This is a genomic window from Photobacterium sp. (assembly GCF_033720175.1).
Taxonomy (GTDB): domain Bacteria; phylum Pseudomonadota; class Gammaproteobacteria; order Enterobacterales; family Vibrionaceae; genus Photobacterium.
Genome location: NZ_JAWWDA010000001.1, coordinates 208,607 through 225,318, shown reverse-complemented (window position 1 = coordinate 225,318; position 16,712 = coordinate 208,607). Strand labels below are relative to the sequence as shown.

Genomic DNA, 16,712 nt, shown 5'->3' with positions numbered 1-16,712 from the left:
ACAGCGTTTTCGGCGTGAAATATCGGTCTAGTATTCGTTGTTACTAGTTTAAGTTAAATGTTGCTGAAATGTGACCTTACGCCTTTCATTTTTTTTAATATATGGAAATAATGAAAAAGATTAGTTCCAAAAGTTGATGAATGATGGCTAGAGCAGATGATTTAATTCTTTTTGTCCAGGTGGTAGAGAGCGGCTCTTTCAGTAAAGTGGCCGAGTTAAATTCACTTACAAATTCGGTGGTTAGTAAGCGTATCGCCCGGTTGGAGGAAGATTTAGGGGTGCAGCTCTTGTTCCGGACAACCCGGAAACTCACGCTTAGCGAGGCAGGGAAAGTGCTTTATCAGGGTGCAAAAAATGTGAAGCAGGCAACGATTGAAGCGATTGATGCCGTGTCTGGCTACGGTGAAAGCGTAACTGGCCATGTCAAAATGTCGGTACCAACAATTTCTGGTGATCTACTACTGGCTGATGCTGTGGCTGAGTTTTGTTCCCTGCACCCGGGCATGACCGTAGATATGTCGCTTGAAAATAGTTTTGTCGACTTGGTTGAAGAAGGCTATGACCTGGTTATTCGCACCGGTTACCTGGAAGACTCCAGCCTGATAGCACGCCATATTCTTGATTCGCAATGGGTAATTTGTGCAGCTCCGGCTTATATCCGACGTTTTGGACAACCTGTGGTGCCGGAAGAATTGGTGGGTCATAATTGTTTACAATACGCCTATCAGACGACAGGTGCCAGTGAATGGGAATTTAAAAAAGCTAATGGTACCTACATTGTGAAGGTATCCGGCAATTTCTCGACTGATAATGCCACCGCCTTAAGAAAAGCGGCTCTTGGCGGTTATGGTCTTGCTTATGTACCAAGATGCCTCGTGTATCACGATATTTTACAGGGTGATTTGATTGACGTCTTTCCTGATCTCGTCGGCAAAAAACTCGGTGTCTATGCCGTGTATCCGTTTACCCGTCAGCCGCCACAGAAAATTCGTTTGCTAATTGAGCATATCCGCGAGCGTTATTTGGCAATTAAGGAATATTTCTAGTATTTTTTTCTCATCAACTACTTGAAAAGTATGTTGGTAAAAGTGACGTGTTTTTCATCGGTAAAACGAGAGATAAAACAGGCCCGCTGGAATGAATCGCAATATACGCCATTACTGAATATATAACGGGTGGCATCGAAGTTTCTGCTACCTACTCGATTGATTTTTTTCATCATTGCCGCTTGGGCCTCATCACCGAGGTATTGTTGAGTAAATGCCATCGAGATACCGAAGGTATCAACGCAAAACCCGGCGCTCTTGTCACAGATGATCCCGCTTTCTGGTGAGTAGATATTTCTCGCCAACTCAGTGCTTGCCCAGGGTGCACTCAGGACAACTGACAATGCGAGACCTGACAGGAATGGGTACATGATTGCTCCTCCTTAATTGGCAATTGATTTATTCATTGTTAAGAATAGCAGTTCAATCATCGGACAAATGTCGAATTCAGATGTTTTTAAAAGATATCTGCGGCTTATCTTTTATGAATGCAGAGTAAAGTTTCACTGAGGGCTTTATGTGACTTGCAAATAAATGCTTTGATATGCGCCATTATTTTATGGGAGCGTTTTTTTGTTGGCGGGAAACCCGGTAAGAAAAATGCATTTTTTGTAATTAGTGGCGACTTTTTTTTCCGAACAGACTAGAGTTCATGTATACCATTGATCATACTGATATAAAAAGGTGAAAGAATGAATTGGTATTTGCATGTTTTAAAGAATTACGCGGTATTTAGCGGGAGGTCGCGCAGGCAAGAATATTGGTACTTCTTTCTGTTTAATATACTCATTAGCATCGCGTTGGGTTTTGTCGACACTCTGCTGGCGACTCCCGGCACTGAAGACGGTGCGGGTATTCTTGGCACAATTTATTCGTTAGCGGTTCTGATCCCGAGTATTGCCGTAGGTGTGCGCCGTCTTCACGATACCGGGCGTACAGGCTGGTGGATGCTAATTGGTCTGATCCCCTTGATTGGTGCGTTAGTACTGATTTACTTCTTCGTGCAAGACAGCCAGCCAGGCACAAATGAATATGGCGCTAACCCCAAAAATGATGAAGAAGGCCAATTTATCGTTTGATGTTAATAAAACCATTTTAGAAACGGTCACGCATAATTGAATGACAGTTCAACCAGTCACAAGACACGGAGACACCTAAAGCAATTTGCTTTAGGCTCTGTTTTTATAGATGCAATTACTGTTCAGAGACAAAGCTCAAATAAAAGATCTTTTTAAAATGCTATATTGCTCCACTCTGTCCAGAGATTAGAGTACTTTTATGCAAGAACTTTTCGTATTTAGTCTCTATATGCTTTATGGCTTAATTTTTGTTGCTATTGGCTTTACTATTTTTTTTCGTGATTTACGATTTAGCCACCTCTCTATTGCCTCTGCGCTGCCGACATTAGCTATTTTTGGTTTTATCCATGGACTTCATGAGTGGTCTGAATTGTATTTGCATGTGTATCAAGAAGAATTGATGATGCACCAGACAGTAAAGATATTAAAAGTAGTAAAACTTTGGATTTCATTTATTGCCTTGGGTTATTTCGCGCTACAAATGCTCGCGATGACAAAGTGGCGCTTTCGGCCCCAGCTTTCGTTGATTACTCAAGCTGTCACAGCGTTATTTTTTATTGGTGTCGTTTATCGTTATTTCTCCCATGAACTTCATGACTTTGTAAGAGAAACTACATTTCAAATACGATGGCTATTTGGTTCCGGCGCAGGTATGTTAGCCGGCGCAGCCCTGATCAATTACTCCAAGAAGCTGAAGCAAGAAGAACGGAAAGCAGCAGACGCGGTGGGGTTCTTAGGTATCTCTATTATTATTTATGGGTTGTTCGCGGGGCTGTTTTATATCGAACACATAATATTTGGCCCTATGACTCGTACATTGTTAGCCCTGGTAATGCTGATTTACTTAAGAAAAACACTTGAATTGTTTGATGCGGAAAGACAGCAGCAGATTGAATATTCACTGCATCAGATCCTGCACAATGACAAATTGAGAGATATTGGTGAATTGGCATCTGGTATTGCTCATGAGATAAAGACGCCGTTAAGTAGCGCGTTGATGCGATGTGATTTACTTGAAAAACAGATGGCTATTAGTGAATACGATCAGGTTAACGCACAAAGACAGTTAGAACACATTCGCAAAGGCCTATTAAAAGCGGCTCATATTAGTCAAGAATTACTCCAATTCTCGCACAAACGCATGCCTGTTAAGCAAAGACTTTCTGTTGCTGAATTTATTCAGGACTCTCTTGAGTTGATGGTTCACCGATTAAATGATTTTCAGGTCACACAAGATATCGCGCCAGATTTATTTTTTTATGCAGACAAGGAACAGCTCGAAGAAGTCGTGATCAATATTGTCAACAATGCCATCGATGCGTCGACTGATAAGAAAGTGATTTGTATCAGTGCCAGGCAGAAAGGATTACGTATTAAGTTATCTATTACCGACTTTGGAACAGGAATTGATAACAGTATTAAGGATAAAGTATTATTGCCATTCTTTACTACTAAGGATAAAAGTACGGGGACAGGACTTGGGTTAACACTTTGTCATAAAATTCTAGAACAGAATCAAGGTAAGCTAAGCTTTTATAATACAAGAAGTGGATTGTGTATGGAAATTGAATTACCAATGGAGAGCTAATGAGCCCTAAATTACTCCTGGCTGAAGATGATTTAGATTTACGGGAAGTTATCACTGAAGCTTTAACTCTTGATGGCTTTGAAGTCACTGCATGTGAGAGTGCTGAACAAGCAATCAGCTGTGCTATGCGACACCGTTATGATATTGCATTAATGGATTTCGTAATGGGCGGGTTAAGTGGTATTGATGCTATCGCTGTGCTAAAACAAACCGACCCTAATATTGGCATCGTGATCGTGACGGCTTTTGGGACGATTGACACTGCGGTAGATGCAATGAAAAAGGGGGCGGATGAATTTTTAACGAAGCCTTTTAACTTACAGACGCTCTCTGTTACATTGAAAAAAGTACATGCAGAAAAAACATTAAAGTCCCCCCCGATCGATAAAGACAGCGATGTAGTATTTAGTGCGTTATCGAACCCGATTCGACGCAATGTTATCTATCAATTGAAAATCCATCAAAGGCTCAAGTTTATGGATTTGTGTCGTTTGGTTGGTATTGACGATCATACTAAGTTTAACTTTCATCTTCGCCAGTTAACAAAAAGTGGTTTGGTTTCTAAAGATGATGCAAAAACCTACTTCTTGACCAGAATGGGAATTGATATTGAATCACGTATTTTAATGTAGCTATTGTGGGTGAATGAGCGGTAAATCACGCCATCAACCTTGGTTGTAATAGGGCACATTGCTTTAAACACACCTTCCAATTGAACGCTAAAGTGCAAGCGCTATATCATCGAGTCGCTTGCTGTTTAACGTCGTCAAAGACAAAGCCCGTTAACAATATTATACCTGAGGCTAGAATCAAAAATCACAGTATCATTTTTCCTTTTATCATCTTTGTTAACTTATTCGCTGTGGTTCTCGGTCTTGCTGAGAGGCCGATGGTCAAACTTAGCTGAGTCTGAATAGAGGTTTAGATAGCTTTCTAATCGCATTGAATAGAAGCCCTTTAGCTCCTCATCTTCCTCTTCATGGCAGTCGGTACAAATATCTTTCGGATCAAACTCTTCGTGGGGCAAATGGCATTCGACACATTCCATCTGCTCACTATCCTGATGTTTGATATTATGCTGGCGACCCTCAAGGTTAGCCAATGTATCGTGGCACTCTACACAGCTCTGATATTCAAACTCTAGGTCCTCTGATGGTTCTTCCCCCTCGTGGCACTGACCTGCACAAGTCTCATCCAGCAAGTGGAAATTCGCTAAGTTTTCTCCATCAGAATTAGGTAATTCTTCAGACCAACTTATTGAGCAACTGAAAGCGAGCAGGGCAAACAGCATATATTTAATGATATTCATAAACATGTTCCCTAATGCATTGTATTATTTTAATTCATTGGGCGGTTAAGCGACCACCATCTGTCCAGCGTATAAGATAAACATCCGAAGCGACATAACACCCATAAGCGTAAATAGCGGTAAGATCACCATGAATGCTTTTGTCTGTTGGATATTATCAGAGCATATAACGTTGAGTGATAGTGGTAATACGATACCGATACCAATAACGCCTATCCAAAAAACATATGCCCAGAAACTGCCAAATACCGCAAGATTTATGGCGTCTTGTTCAGCTTGCACCCCGAAGCTCATCCCAATGATCAACATTATTAATAAGACGACTTCTGCAATCACCACGGGCTTCTCAATACGATGGATCAAGGCGATACCAAATGTTTCTGTATTGGCAGAAAAGAGGGTATAAGCCATCACAACAGATGCCGCAATACCGGATGAAATACCTGATGCCAAGAACAGTAAAGGCAGTATTGGCTGATTTAACATAGGGTAAGAAACCAGTGCAGAAAGCAGGAAACCGGTATAGACGCCCAACAGTATTGATAAGATGACTAATGCAATATCAAGGTATTTGTCTTGTTTCTCTAGTTGAACAAATATTGAGAGCACCGCCTTGTTGCTGGCGATACGAGGGAAAAACTTACTGATAAAGCGAAGAATTTCCGCTTTAAAGATCACCATGATCCACGCAAACACGGCCATTTGGTAGAGTATAAAGAGCGTAACCCCGCGCCCCATGACCGAATGTGGATTAGAGAATTGATAAACAATGACTTTCCAAAAATCGAGCGGCTTGCTTAAGTCGACAATCAAAATGAGCAAACCTAAGATCACCATTGATGCAGCTAAAATAACCGCACTGATTACCAAAGGGTTTTTTGAAAGTGCTGATTTATCCGGTTCAAAATGTTTGATAGTTAACCCCAAGCACATCGCACCCGATGAAACCCCAAGAACAAAGAGGTAGATTGCGATAGGCCAGTGCCATACTAGCGTGTCGAAGTGGAAGGCGTTATTCAATGATTCCATCATGACTGGACCTCGTTGAATTTATCTGGAACACGGAACATTTTAGGCTTGGTCCCTAAATACTTTTTGTAGCGGTAGACGGCTTTATTTTTCAGCGCGATGTTAATGTCACTTTGCGGATCATTGAGATCACCAAAAATGAGCGCTTGTTGTGGGCAAACCTGAACGCAACTCGGAAGTTCACCATTTGCCAGTTTTGATTTTCTGCAGAAGTCGCACTTATCTGCAGATTTTGTTACAGGGTTAATATAGCGAACTTTATAAGGACAAGCCGCAATACAGTATTGACAGCCGACACAGCGATCTGGATTGACGTCGACAATTCCTGTTTTCTTATCAATATATGAAGCGCCGGTCGGGCAGACGTTGACACAAGGCGGGTTTTCGCAATGCTGACAAGATTTTCTAAAGAAGCGATAACGAATATCGGGAAAGTCACCGACAGGGCCACTTCTAATAATTTCCAGTCGAGCCACGTCATCAGGCACATTATTTGTTTCTTTACAGGCAGTAACGCAAGCTTCACAGCCAATACAGAGTGATTCATCGTGAATCATGGCATATCGTTTGCCATTAATTTCAATTGTTTGAATAACAGTGGTGCCTGCAACGCCTGTTGTTGCAATCATCGCGCCAGCACCTAAGCCGAACATCAGTTTGCGTCTAGAGTGATCCATTATTGATCTCCTTCTAGTGCTTGGCCTTCTGCGTGACAATCAACGCACAGTTGTATTCTGATTTTTTTCTCAATGGCTATTATTGGGTCTTCATCAGTGTGGAGACTATGACAAGACGCGCAGTTGATCTGTTTATAGTGCACATCATGCGTCCATTCCGCTTGTCGGAGATCTTTTGGTAAGTGACAAGCGAGGCATTGCTCGTTCTGGGATAGGGCGCTTATATTCGAATGCTCCGCGAAGCTAATAATGCTGGCGTTATCTTTTGGATGCGCCCCCTTGTTTCCGTGGCAAGCCGTGCAGTTGTTATAAAATTTTCGACTTGTGTGGGCACCGACACTTTTAATTGGTTCAATGTCTTTCAGTAAACGTTGTTTTTTATGACAGCGAATACAACGCTTATTTTCTTTGAGCAGCAGAGCCATTTCGTCGTCATTGTTGATCTGTGAGCTGAATATTTGATCGGTTTCTTCGTGATTTATAGACTTGTTACTCATTATGTTTTCTTGCGCGTAAGAAACAGAAGATAAACAGAGAACGAATAGGCATAAAATAATGAAATTGGAAAAACGGAGTAATTTAGCCATAGTAATTCTCGTTCTTATCTTTATTCTGTCATTTAGCAAGTGTTAATCAGGCCAACATAGCGTTGGCCTAAATATTAACGTTTCAAATTGTGCTCAAGCTATTTGAATTCTAAATTTATTACTCCACGATGGAAGATGTGGTTGATTTGAGAGTTGTCAAATACCGCGACACCAAATGGATAAGCTTTACTCATATCGTTAAACTGAACATCTTGAGTGTCCGCATTACTACCAGTCGTAACAAGCTTACGTTTCATTTCCAACGTCCAAACGCCATCTTTCCATACTGCACCAACGTCTATATCACCACGAGAGCCCGTGAATGGCGCGCCGGTTAAGCCCGGAATACGGTCTGACGCATTGTAGTCGGCAGTAAATGGTTGTTTTTCGGCTTCGTGAATAAGAAGCGTATCCGCTGTTAATTCTGGTGCAACGAATGCAGGTTGACCATCTTTAATATTATTGACATAACCGCCACCGGTCTTATCATCCCCTTTACGCCCCCATCCTTTGTTCGCTTTAGGATCGGTATTGCTGTCTATGTATTGGTCATCCAACTGATTATGTGCACCGGTACGGACGCCTTTCCAGTGCCACATATCAATGTATTGGCCTTCATTGGTAAATTTACGAGCCGGATTTTTGTCTTCTCTTCCGGCAATTTTACCGTCTTTAGAACGGTGACACGCTGAGTTACAGCCTTTTTCTGCAAAATCGTCTGTGTTGATATCCCAAAATACAGCGAATTTATCTTCGTAATAGGTATTATCATGGCCAGTACTGTCTTTATTGACCATTTGCTTCCAGCTACCGTCGTCCTGCTTGATCCAAGGGAAGCGGTCAATACTTTTAGTTGGATCATCATATTGTATTAAGAAATAAACAAATTCATCATCATAGAGTGACTTTATTTCCACGGTTGTTTTTTTGATACCTTCATAACCGTTACTTGGCTTGTAGGGCAGTTTATTTAACTTAATTTCAGTTGATTTAGCATCGTTCCAAACAGTGTCTATTTGGCCATCAATAGTAATTTCTGACGTTGTCTTAGTGCTTTCTAGTGTAGTGTTTTTTGCATGAGCAAAACTTATGGGAACTGCTGATAAAGCAATTGCAGTACTCATGGCAATAATAGAAGGTCTCATATTAAGCTCCTGATGGCTCATTAATATTATTTTCATAATCATAATAGGAAATGAAGGAACTTTTCGTTTGACCAATGTCAAAAAAGTAAAAATTAGGTTGATTGCTTGGGGCGGTTTGTGATCTTGTAGTTAAAAAAGGTTAGGTGGAGTTATAGTGAATACACAAGATTGATAAATATTATTATCATAATATGAAAGAGGGCGTTATTTGATATGGCCAGGGGATCCTGTAGCGACAGAGAATAAGCTATTATCAGATCTTTAGTGTGAAAACTGAAGAATCTTATAATCAAGGCTTCTTCAGTCGTCACATGTCAACATTACGAGGTGTTAGCTGTTATGCTTGAGCAAACTTGTACGTACGATAACCACCAATTAAGTTGCGCGCTTTAAAGCCATTGTTAACGAGTTGGCGATAAGCTACGTGCCCCCGTAATCCCACCTGGCAAATGACAATGATCTCTTTGTCTTTCGGTAACTCATGCATACGGTGACGCAGGCTATCGACCGGAATGTTAATTGAACCTTTGATGTAACCGACGTTTTCAAGTTCAGCAGGATTGCGTACATCTAATAGCAATTGGTTATCAGATAATTCATCAATCTCATCAAAGTGGATCGGGGTTGCATCGCCTTTTATAATGTTGCTAGCGACAAATGCAGCCTGGTTGATCACATCTTTAGCACTGCCATAAGGTGGCGCGTAAGTCAGTTCAAGGTGTTGAAGTTGCTCAACGGTCATACCTGCACGTTGGGCAACGGCCATGATATCAATACGCTTATCAACGCCATCTTTACCGACCGCCTGAGCACCAAGGATTTTCCCTGTTTCTGGATCGAACAGCATTTTGAACGATACGATTTCAGCGCCAGGGTAGTAGCTCGCGTGGCTCGCGGTATGGACATAAACCTTCTCAAAGTTGATGCCTTCACGCTTAAGCGATTTTTCATTTTTACCGGTCGATGCAACCGCTAAATCGAAGATCTTACAAATCGCGGTGCCTTGCGTACCTTGATATGTTTCGCCGCGTCCCAGCATGTTATCGGCAGCCATGCGGCCTTGGCGGTTTGCTGGCCCTGCTAGTGGGACTAGAGTAGGGTTGCCAGTAACGAAATCGGCTTCTTCTACGGCATCACCTACCGCGTAAATAGAAGAATCACTGGTTTGCATACTTGCGTTGGTATAGATGCCGCCAAGGTTACCAATCTGTAAGCCTGCTTCACGAGCCAGTGTCGTTTCCGGGCGAACGCCGATAGCCATAATCAAAATGTCCGTGATCAGGGATTCGCCGTTATTCAGGGTTAGCTTAAGCTCGCCTTCCAGGTGCTGGTGTTCGGTCGATTCCCCTGAATCTTTGCTGGCAACCGATATCGTCGGTATATATTCAATGGATTCGAGTGCGACACCAAGACGGAGATCGATACCTTTTTCACGTATTTCGGCATGTGCAAAACCTGCCATCTCTTTGTCAACAGGCGTCATTACCTGATCGGCCATTTCAACCAGCGTTGTTTTGATCCCTAACTGGTGGAAGGCTTCCATCATTTCCAGCCCGATAAAACCACCACCAACAACCGTTGCGTGTTCGGGCTTGTTCATCTCGAGCGTCTTGATGATCTTATCCATATCTGGAATGTTACGCAGAGAGTGGGTCAGCGGATTATCAATCCCCGGAATTGGCGGAACGATAGGTGCCGCCCCAGGACTTAGCAGCAGAAAGTCGTAAGCTTCGACATATTCGCTGTTGTCTAGCGTGTTGCGAACCGTAACCGTTTTTTCAGAGCGGTTAATACTGATCACTTCGTTCATCACACGAACATCAACGTTAAAGCGAGCCAGGAAGCTATCTGGCGTTTGCAGGAGTAGCTTATTGCGATTCTGAATGTCGCCACCAATATGATAAGGTAATCCACAGTTAGCGAACGATACGAACTCGCCACGTTCAAACATGATGATTTCAGCTTCTTCGCTCAATCGACGAGCACGAGCCGCAGCAGAAGCCCCACCGGCAACACCGCCGACAATCAGGATCTTGGTCATGTATTGTTCCTTTATGATTTTGTTGTAGCTGACGATAAGTCGTTTACTTAAAGCCAAATTTACTTAATAGAGTGGCTGCAGGACAAATACCAGTAAATGCACTCTGGATCAGATTGGCTCCGATAAACAAAGTAAACCAGTAAAAATACGGGTGCACCCATAGTGTCAATGCAACGGAAATAAAGATCATGATCCCGGCAAAAACCCGGACGGCGTTCTCTAGTGACATAACGTGTCTCCTTCAGTCGCTGTAATTAATAAAAACTATAACCCTATACTTTAGCTGAGTCTAATTTATTTTTAGCTAATTTAGGCTTGACTTAATCCTATTATTTAGTAATCTCTAATTTAGTTCTTTCTATGAAACACCGTAGAGGCAGACATGATTGATGTGAATAAAATGCGTTGCCATGCTGATGAAGTGACCGAATGGTTGAAATTACTCGCCCATCCTGAGCGGTTAATGGTGTTGTGTCAGCTAACCCAAGGTGAAGTGGCGCTGACGGAGTTGCAGCAAAATTCGAATCTTGGACAATCAGCGCTTTCTCAGCACTTAGCTATCCTGAAAGCCCATCAGCTGGTGACTTTCCGTAAGGAATCACAAAAGATGTTTTATTCACTGGCAGATCAAAAAGCACGGCTGTTACTTGAGACACTGCAGGATATTTGCGGTGTTCATAAACACAATCTGGAGAAAAATAAATGATGTTTGAAATCCCGTGGTTAGCACTGGCTGGGGGGATGTTGTTGGGCCTGTCTGCATCGCTATTATTGGTGGTCAACGGGCGCATTGCTGGTATCAGCGGTATTTTGGCTGGGTTGTTAAAATCAACTAAAAGTGAGTTTTCGTGGCGTTTGCTCTTTGTGAGCGGAATGTTGGTTGCCGGCCTGATTGCACCCTGGCTGGGGTTTACATTGCCTGAATCGTTACCTGTGACTTCAACGTTATGGGTAATTGTGGCCGGTCTTCTGGTTGGTGTGGGTACTAAGCTAGGTAACGGTTGTACCAGTGGGCATGGTATTTGCGGCATGGGGCGTCTGTCTAAGCGCTCGATTGTAGCGACGTGTATTTTTATGGCGACGGCGGTAGCGACTGTTTTTATTCGTCTCCATGTGTAATTGCGGTATTTAGTTCATTGGTATAAGAGGTAACAATGTTTTCGCGATTTGTATCTTTAATTGCAGGCTTACTGTTTGGCCTGGGCATGATGATTTCAGGAATGGTTGATCCAAATAAAGTGATTGGTTTCCTGGATGTTGCAGGAAGCTGGGATCCCAGCCTGGCTTTTGTGATGGGCGGTGCGCTATTAGTGTTTATGCCGTTCTATTTTCTGGTGATCAGAAAACTGGATAAACCGGTTTGTGAAACTGACTTTCACCTGAGTAAAAATAATCAGATAGATAACAAACTGATCACCGGAGCAGTGTTATTTGGCTTAGGTTGGGGCATTGCCGGTATTTGTCCCGGTCCGGCGGTGACGTCGCTATCGGGAGGTGATTACACCATCGTCTTATTCACGATAAGTATGTTGATTGGTATCTGGCTGGGATGTAAGCTGACCAATGTGAAGCCTGATGCGCATGAAACGTTGGCAAATGAAACCATCGGGAATTAATCTGGCGAAAAACGGCTTTTATTCTGACTGCGAGCAGGACGTTCGTAGTCAGAGCAAGATTCAAAAAACGAGAGTTAATATTAAGCACAACATGTTTAAGAGATACCGGCTAATAAAAGACTATTAGAATAAGGAATCGTCATGACAGTGAACGTCAATAAAAGCCTGATCCGTACCTTTCTTAACAGTTTCTTCCCGCCTATTCTGATTTTACTGGCACTTATCGCGGGTACGGCTGCCCTGTTTCTGACGCCTCGTGAAGAAGATCCGCAGATCAACGTGCCGATGGCCGATGTACTGATTCAGGCTCCCGGGCTGTCACCTTCGCAAGTTGAAAACCAGATCACTCAGCCACTTGAGAAGTTATTGATTCAGATAGATGGCGTTGAAGATGTCTACTCGGTCTCGCTTAAAGGGGCTGCGCAGGTGATTGTACGTTTTTATGTCGGAGAGAATCGCGAAGAAGCCTTGGTGAAGTTGTACAACAAGATCTATTCCAATCAGGATCTGGTGCCGTCGGCAGTGAGTCACTGGGCTATCAAACCGGTGGAAATTGATGACGTTCCCATTGTTGTTACCGCCCTTTACAGTACCAAACCAGAACTGACCGGTAATGCTGAACTACGACGCATTGCCGAGCAGGCTGTCAATCAAGTGCAGGCGTTAGATAACACTAACAAAGTGTCTGTGATTGGCGGTCAGCCGCGTACGATTCAGATAGCCTTAGATTCGACCGCAATGGCGAGCCGAATGACAACGGTTGATGATATAAAACAAGCATTTGCATTGACCAATCAGCATCAGCAGATGGGCAATATTCATCAGCAAGGGCAAGTCTATCAGCTTGAAAGTGGCCAGTTTTTCCTTGATAGCCAAGATGTTGTTAATGCGGTTGTCAATGTGGTCAATGGCATGCCGGTTTATTTGCGAGATATTGCAAAAGTGACGGATGGCGCGGATGAAGCCGACAACCAGACCTGGTTTAGCTGGGGACCGGCTGCAAACCAATTCGGCCAGCAAGCGCCGGAACCTTACCCCGCAGTATTCATTGCGGTCGCGAAGCAAAAAGGCAGCAATGCAGTATGGGTTGCGGACGATGTGACGGCCGAACTTGAAAACATGGCCAGTACGCAATTTCCGGATCATGTCAAACTGTCCGTTATTCGCAACTACGGTGATACCGCGAACGAAAAAGTCGGCAACCTGGTTTCCAGTTTAGGTATTTCGATCCTGACGGTGGTGGTGTTTGTCGGGGTCTTTTTAAACTGGCGTTCTGCACTGGTGGTGGGAATCGCAATTCCTATCAGCTACGGCGCTGCGCTGGCGATGGATTTGGCTTTTGGTTACACCATCAACCGGGTCACGCTGTTTGCCCTGATCCTGGCGTTAGGTTTGATTGTCGATGATCCGATTGCCAGTATCGATAATATTGAACGTTTTCTGAAACGCAAAGGGCTGAGTAAAACGGATGCCATTGTGCTGGCGATGGCTGAAATTCGCAGTGCATTGCTGATGTCGACGGTCGCGATAGTGATAGTCTTTACCCCGATGTTTTTCATTACGGGAATGATGGGCCCGTATATGGCACCGCTGGCCTTTAATGTTCCCGTGAGTGTGGTATTCAGCACCGTTGTGGCCTTTTTAATTACCCCCTGGCTGGCCAAAAAGATCCTCAAGGGCGCGCAGCAGAGCGGGCAGTATCAGGTAGAAAACACACTGTTATACCGGCTGTATGAAAAAATACTCACGCCGCTGCTAAGCCGTAAGCGTAACAGTGTCATTTTTCTGGGTGGCGTTGCGCTTGCCTTCGTTGCCGCCGCAATGCTTCCGGCACTGCGAGTCGTGCCGCTGAAATTGTTGCCTTATGACAATAAAAATGAGTTTCAGCTGGTATTGAATATGCCGGAGCAAAGTAGTGTAGATCAAACTTCCAATGCCCTGACTGATTTTTCTGATTATCTGCAAAGTGTGCCTGAGGTGGTTTCTGTTTCTGGTTTTGCAGGGATTGCATCGCCGATGGATTTCAATGGCATGGTGCGCCATTACTTTATGCGCAATCAGTCCAGCCAGGGCGAGCTTCGTATTGTGCTGGCTGAAAAAAATCAACGGCGGCAGCAATCACATGAAATCGTCACTCGTTTACGCCATGATTTGGAAGCCATAGCGATCAGGCATCGGGCTGATATTCAGCTGGTGGAGACACCTCCCGGCCCGCCGGTGATAGCAACACTTGTCGCCGAGGTTTATGGCCAGCCTCAAACGTCTTACGCTGAATTACAAGCCGCCGGACAAAAGGTCGCAGCACGGCTGAAACGTGAGCCGTTTGTTTCGGAGGTCGATACTTCCATTCAGGGAGATCTGGCAAGTTGGCAATTTATTATTGATCAGGAAAAAGCGGCCCTGTCCGGTGTTTCTGTACAGGATATTAATCTGACGCTTGCGGCAGCAAATCAAGGGCGCGTTGTCAGTTATCTTCAGCACCCCCATGAGATTAATCCGCTACCGATCGAAATTCGGTTACCACGTAACAAGCGTGACAATCTCAGTGAATTGGAAAACCTGTATGTGCGAGGTATGGCCGGTATTACCAAGCGGATCGAGCAAGGGCGTCTGGTCGATGCCGGGCAACCAATTGTCCAGTTATCTGAGTTGGGATATTTTGCAAAGAGTCCAGCACCGCAGCCGATTTATCGTAAAAACTTACAGCCGGTTGTGTATGTATATGCCGAAGCTCTCGGACGGGTACCAGCGGAAGTTGTTGCTGATGTGGCCGTCGATCTGACCAATACCGACCCAAATCCGCCCGGGGGCGGAGAAATTAATCCGTTAAGTGCGCGTACGTATCTCAATAATGGCGGTGGAGATAACTGGACGTTACCCTCAGATGTCTCAGTGAAATGGAATGGCGAAGGGGAGTGGAAAATCACCCTGGATGTTTTCCGCGATCTGGGTATTGCTTATGGCGCGGCCTTGTTGGGTGTCTTCATCGTGATGGTACTGCAGACGGGGTTACCCGCGGTATCCGGCATCATTATGCTGGCGATTCCATTAACCGTTATCGGCATTATGCCGGGGTTCTGGTTACTGAATATGCTGGGCACCACAGAGATCAACGGTATTCCTAATCCGGCGCTGTTCACGGCAACAGCAATGATCGGGATGATCGCCCTGGCGGGGATTGTCGTGCGTAACTCGCTGGTCTTGATCCAGTTTATTCATCAATCCTTGCAGGAAGGCGAGCGATTAAAACAGGCGTTGTTAAAGGCCGGAGCCGTCAGAATGCGGCCGATCCTGCTTACGGCAGGAACAACATTGCTCGGGAACGTTGTTATTACCCTCGACCCGATCTTTAACGGTCTGGCCTGGGCCATCATTTTTGGTATTACGGCATCGACGTTATTTACGTTATTGGTGATCCCCGTGGTTTATCATTTGGCTTATGCCAATCGACCGGGGCACGGTCTGCCACAGCAAGACATCCGAGCTGAACAACAAAAGGAGCTGCAATCATGAAAAAGCCGGTGTTAACGATAGCCGCGTTTATCGGCCTAGCGATTCTGTTTTTCGCGATGTCCGGTGGCTTTGTGGCAAAATTGGGTACAACAAATCAGGATTTACCGGGCGAGCCGCTGGCCGACAGAGCCACGGTGACCGTGATGAGCAAGACTCTTCCTGTCTGGCAATCTTATACCGGCACTATTGTTGCCGATCAGCGGGCAACCTTGTCGGCACGTTTGACCGCTCAGGTTGCCGAGGTTTTGGTCGATGTGGGTGATGAGGTCAAAGCGGGCGATGTTCTGATCCGCCTCGATAATCTGGATCTTGATGCGCGTGTTCGCCAGACCGAGCAAGCCCTGGCCAGCATGCAGGCACAGCTGAATGTGGCCCGCAAAGATTACATACGAACAAAAACACTGATCGCGAAAAAGTTAGTCGCACAATCGAAACTGGATGATGCATTAAGTGCTTTGCAATCGGCACAAGCCAATTTCAGGAAAACCCAAGCGTCATTAGAAGAGGCACAGACAACCTATGGCTACAGCATTATTGCAGCCCCCTTTGATGGTGTGATCACTCAGAAGCTGGTCAATAAAGGGGATATTGCCTCGCCCGGCGTGGCAATGCTGAGTTTATATAATCCGCTGACGCTGATGATGGAAAGCGATATTGCAGCCAGCAAGCGTTACTTACTGAAGCTGGGTCAGCAGTGGCCGGTAAGTTTACCGGAGCAAAATATTTTGCTCGCCGGTATCATTAGTGAAATTACCCCGGCATCAGATGCCGGATCGCGCAGTGTAGTGGTAAAACTGGCACTCGAAAACCAAGATCAGCCACTTTATCCCGGATTGTTTGCCAGGGTGAAGATCAAAACAGGTGAGCATCAGGCGCTGATCATCCCGCAGGCGAGCACTTATCGCATTGGTCAGCTCGAGTATGTCAAAGTCGTCGATGGCGATCGCGTGGTACCGCGTCTTATTGAAACCCGATCATACAATGATCAGCAGCTGATTGTCCGTAAGGGGGTGACAGCTGGTACTGTGCTATTGGCAGAGCCGGGATAGGCTCTGCCTTATTTCGCGGAGTTATATCAAAGT

General features: G+C 44.6%; 17 protein-coding genes. 9 read left to right on the top strand and 8 right to left on the bottom strand.

All coding sequences use genetic code 11. The annotated features are described in order from the left end of the window. The first annotated feature begins 143 nt into the window (after positions 1-143). On the top strand, positions 144-1,046 hold the full coding sequence (locus R3289_RS00870) for a LysR family transcriptional regulator (RefSeq protein ID WP_318923923.1): 903 nt from the start codon (positions 144-146) through the stop codon (positions 1,044-1,046). Positions 1,047-1,063: 17 nt separating this feature from the next. Here the strand turns inward: R3289_RS00870 and R3289_RS00865 are convergent, their stop codons facing one another. After that, positions 1,064-1,417, bottom strand: coding sequence for a YcgJ family protein (locus R3289_RS00865; RefSeq protein WP_318923427.1), 354 nt, complete (start codon positions 1,415-1,417; stop codon positions 1,064-1,066). A 321-nt stretch (positions 1,418-1,738) separates the two neighbouring features. Between R3289_RS00865 and R3289_RS00860 the strand changes: the two genes are divergently transcribed. From R3289_RS00860 to R3289_RS00850, 3 genes are all read left to right on the top strand, one after another. Further along, on the top strand, positions 1,739-2,125 hold the full coding sequence (locus R3289_RS00860) for a DUF805 domain-containing protein (RefSeq protein ID WP_318923425.1): 387 nt from the start codon (positions 1,739-1,741) through the stop codon (positions 2,123-2,125). Between the two features lie 199 nt (positions 2,126-2,324). Next, positions 2,325-3,713: a HAMP domain-containing sensor histidine kinase gene (locus tag R3289_RS00855; protein ID WP_318923424.1), complete on the top strand. Its 1,389-nt coding sequence runs from the start codon at positions 2,325-2,327 to the stop codon at positions 3,711-3,713. Then, the gene (locus tag R3289_RS00850) at positions 3,713-4,345 is read left to right on the top strand and encodes a response regulator (RefSeq protein ID WP_318923422.1); all 633 of its coding nucleotides are present in this window, start codon (positions 3,713-3,715) and stop codon (positions 4,343-4,345) included. Before R3289_RS00855 ends, R3289_RS00850 begins: the two co-directional genes overlap by 1 nt. Positions 4,346-4,566: 221 nt before the next feature. Here R3289_RS00850 and R3289_RS00845 read toward each other — a convergent pair whose 3' ends face one another. The 7 genes from R3289_RS00845 to R3289_RS00815 form a co-directional block, all read right to left on the bottom strand. After that, positions 4,567-5,022 carry a cytochrome c3 family protein gene (locus R3289_RS00845; protein WP_318923421.1) on the bottom strand — a complete coding sequence of 152 codons (456 nt, stop codon included), beginning with the start codon at positions 5,020-5,022 and terminating at the stop codon, positions 4,567-4,569. Positions 5,023-5,067: 45 nt separating this feature from the next. Beyond that, positions 5,068-6,054 (bottom strand): NrfD/PsrC family molybdoenzyme membrane anchor subunit, encoded by a 987-nt coding sequence (nrfD, locus tag R3289_RS00840; RefSeq protein WP_318923419.1) that lies wholly within the window; start codon positions 6,052-6,054, stop codon positions 5,068-5,070. Then, complete coding sequence (locus R3289_RS00835; protein ID WP_318923417.1) at positions 6,051-6,728, bottom strand: 4Fe-4S dicluster domain-containing protein; 678 nt, start codon at positions 6,726-6,728, stop codon at positions 6,051-6,053. Before R3289_RS00835 ends, nrfD begins: the two co-directional genes overlap by 4 nt. After that, positions 6,728-7,315 (bottom strand): cytochrome c3 family protein, encoded by a 588-nt coding sequence (locus R3289_RS00830; protein ID WP_318923415.1) that lies wholly within the window; start codon positions 7,313-7,315, stop codon positions 6,728-6,730. Before R3289_RS00830 ends, R3289_RS00835 begins: the two co-directional genes overlap by 1 nt. Positions 7,316-7,413: 98 nt before the next feature. Beyond that, the gene (locus tag R3289_RS00825) at positions 7,414-8,460 is read right to left on the bottom strand and encodes an ethylbenzene dehydrogenase-related protein (RefSeq protein WP_318923414.1); all 1,047 of its coding nucleotides are present in this window, start codon (positions 8,458-8,460) and stop codon (positions 7,414-7,416) included. A gap of 337 nt (positions 8,461-8,797) precedes the next feature. After that, entirely contained in the window at positions 8,798-10,501 is a 1,704-nt protein-coding gene (locus R3289_RS00820; protein WP_318923412.1) for an FAD-dependent oxidoreductase, read from the bottom strand. A gap of 43 nt (positions 10,502-10,544) precedes the next feature. Continuing rightward, entirely contained in the window at positions 10,545-10,730 is a 186-nt protein-coding gene (locus tag R3289_RS00815; protein WP_318923410.1) for a DUF2892 domain-containing protein, read from the bottom strand. Positions 10,731-10,883: 153 nt separating this feature from the next. On the opposite strand from R3289_RS00815, the gene R3289_RS00810 reads away from it, so the two are divergent. The 5 genes from R3289_RS00810 to R3289_RS00790 all read left to right on the top strand — a co-directional run bounded on the left by R3289_RS00810 (position 10,884) and on the right by R3289_RS00790 (position 16,679). Continuing rightward, positions 10,884-11,207, top strand: a complete 324-nt coding sequence (locus tag R3289_RS00810; protein ID WP_318923409.1) for a metalloregulator ArsR/SmtB family transcription factor — start codon at positions 10,884-10,886, stop codon at positions 11,205-11,207. Next, the gene (locus R3289_RS00805; protein ID WP_318923407.1) at positions 11,204-11,620 is read left to right on the top strand and encodes a YeeE/YedE family protein; all 417 of its coding nucleotides are present in this window, start codon (positions 11,204-11,206) and stop codon (positions 11,618-11,620) included. The genes R3289_RS00810 and R3289_RS00805 overlap by 4 nt, the downstream gene beginning before the upstream one ends. A gap of 35 nt (positions 11,621-11,655) precedes the next feature. Continuing rightward, positions 11,656-12,117: a YeeE/YedE family protein gene (locus R3289_RS00800; protein WP_318923406.1), complete on the top strand. Its 462-nt coding sequence runs from the start codon at positions 11,656-11,658 to the stop codon at positions 12,115-12,117. Between the two features lie 141 nt (positions 12,118-12,258). Next, complete coding sequence (locus R3289_RS00795) at positions 12,259-15,630, top strand: efflux RND transporter permease subunit (RefSeq protein ID WP_318923404.1); 3,372 nt, start codon at positions 12,259-12,261, stop codon at positions 15,628-15,630. Then, the gene (locus tag R3289_RS00790; RefSeq protein ID WP_318923403.1) at positions 15,627-16,679 is read left to right on the top strand and encodes an efflux RND transporter periplasmic adaptor subunit; all 1,053 of its coding nucleotides are present in this window, start codon (positions 15,627-15,629) and stop codon (positions 16,677-16,679) included. The genes R3289_RS00795 and R3289_RS00790 overlap by 4 nt, the downstream gene beginning before the upstream one ends. Positions 16,680-16,712: the final 33 nt, after the last annotated feature.

Coding starts and splice junctions, on each gene's coding strand:
- R3289_RS00870 (WP_318923923.1), top strand. CDS start 144: ATGGCTAGAGCAGATGATTTAATTCTTTTTGTCCAGGTGGTAGAGAGC.
- R3289_RS00865 (WP_318923427.1), bottom strand. CDS start 1,417: ATGTACCCATTCCTGTCAGGTCTCGCATTGTCAGTTGTCCTGAGTGCA.
- R3289_RS00860 (WP_318923425.1), top strand. CDS start 1,739: ATGAATTGGTATTTGCATGTTTTAAAGAATTACGCGGTATTTAGCGGG.
- R3289_RS00855 (WP_318923424.1), top strand. CDS start 2,325: ATGCAAGAACTTTTCGTATTTAGTCTCTATATGCTTTATGGCTTAATT.
- R3289_RS00850 (WP_318923422.1), top strand. CDS start 3,713: ATGAGCCCTAAATTACTCCTGGCTGAAGATGATTTAGATTTACGGGAA.
- R3289_RS00845 (WP_318923421.1), bottom strand. CDS start 5,022: ATGAATATCATTAAATATATGCTGTTTGCCCTGCTCGCTTTCAGTTGC.
- nrfD (WP_318923419.1), bottom strand. CDS start 6,054: ATGATGGAATCATTGAATAACGCCTTCCACTTCGACACGCTAGTATGG.
- R3289_RS00835 (WP_318923417.1), bottom strand. CDS start 6,728: ATGGATCACTCTAGACGCAAACTGATGTTCGGCTTAGGTGCTGGCGCG.
- R3289_RS00830 (WP_318923415.1), bottom strand. CDS start 7,315: ATGGCTAAATTACTCCGTTTTTCCAATTTCATTATTTTATGCCTATTC.
- R3289_RS00825 (WP_318923414.1), bottom strand. CDS start 8,460: ATGAGACCTTCTATTATTGCCATGAGTACTGCAATTGCTTTATCAGCA.
- R3289_RS00820 (WP_318923412.1), bottom strand. CDS start 10,501: ATGACCAAGATCCTGATTGTCGGCGGTGTTGCCGGTGGGGCTTCTGCT.
- R3289_RS00815 (WP_318923410.1), bottom strand. CDS start 10,730: ATGTCACTAGAGAACGCCGTCCGGGTTTTTGCCGGGATCATGATCTTT.
- R3289_RS00810 (WP_318923409.1), top strand. CDS start 10,884: ATGATTGATGTGAATAAAATGCGTTGCCATGCTGATGAAGTGACCGAA.
- R3289_RS00805 (WP_318923407.1), top strand. CDS start 11,204: ATGATGTTTGAAATCCCGTGGTTAGCACTGGCTGGGGGGATGTTGTTG.
- R3289_RS00800 (WP_318923406.1), top strand. CDS start 11,656: ATGTTTTCGCGATTTGTATCTTTAATTGCAGGCTTACTGTTTGGCCTG.
- R3289_RS00795 (WP_318923404.1), top strand. CDS start 12,259: ATGACAGTGAACGTCAATAAAAGCCTGATCCGTACCTTTCTTAACAGT.
- R3289_RS00790 (WP_318923403.1), top strand. CDS start 15,627: ATGAAAAAGCCGGTGTTAACGATAGCCGCGTTTATCGGCCTAGCGATT.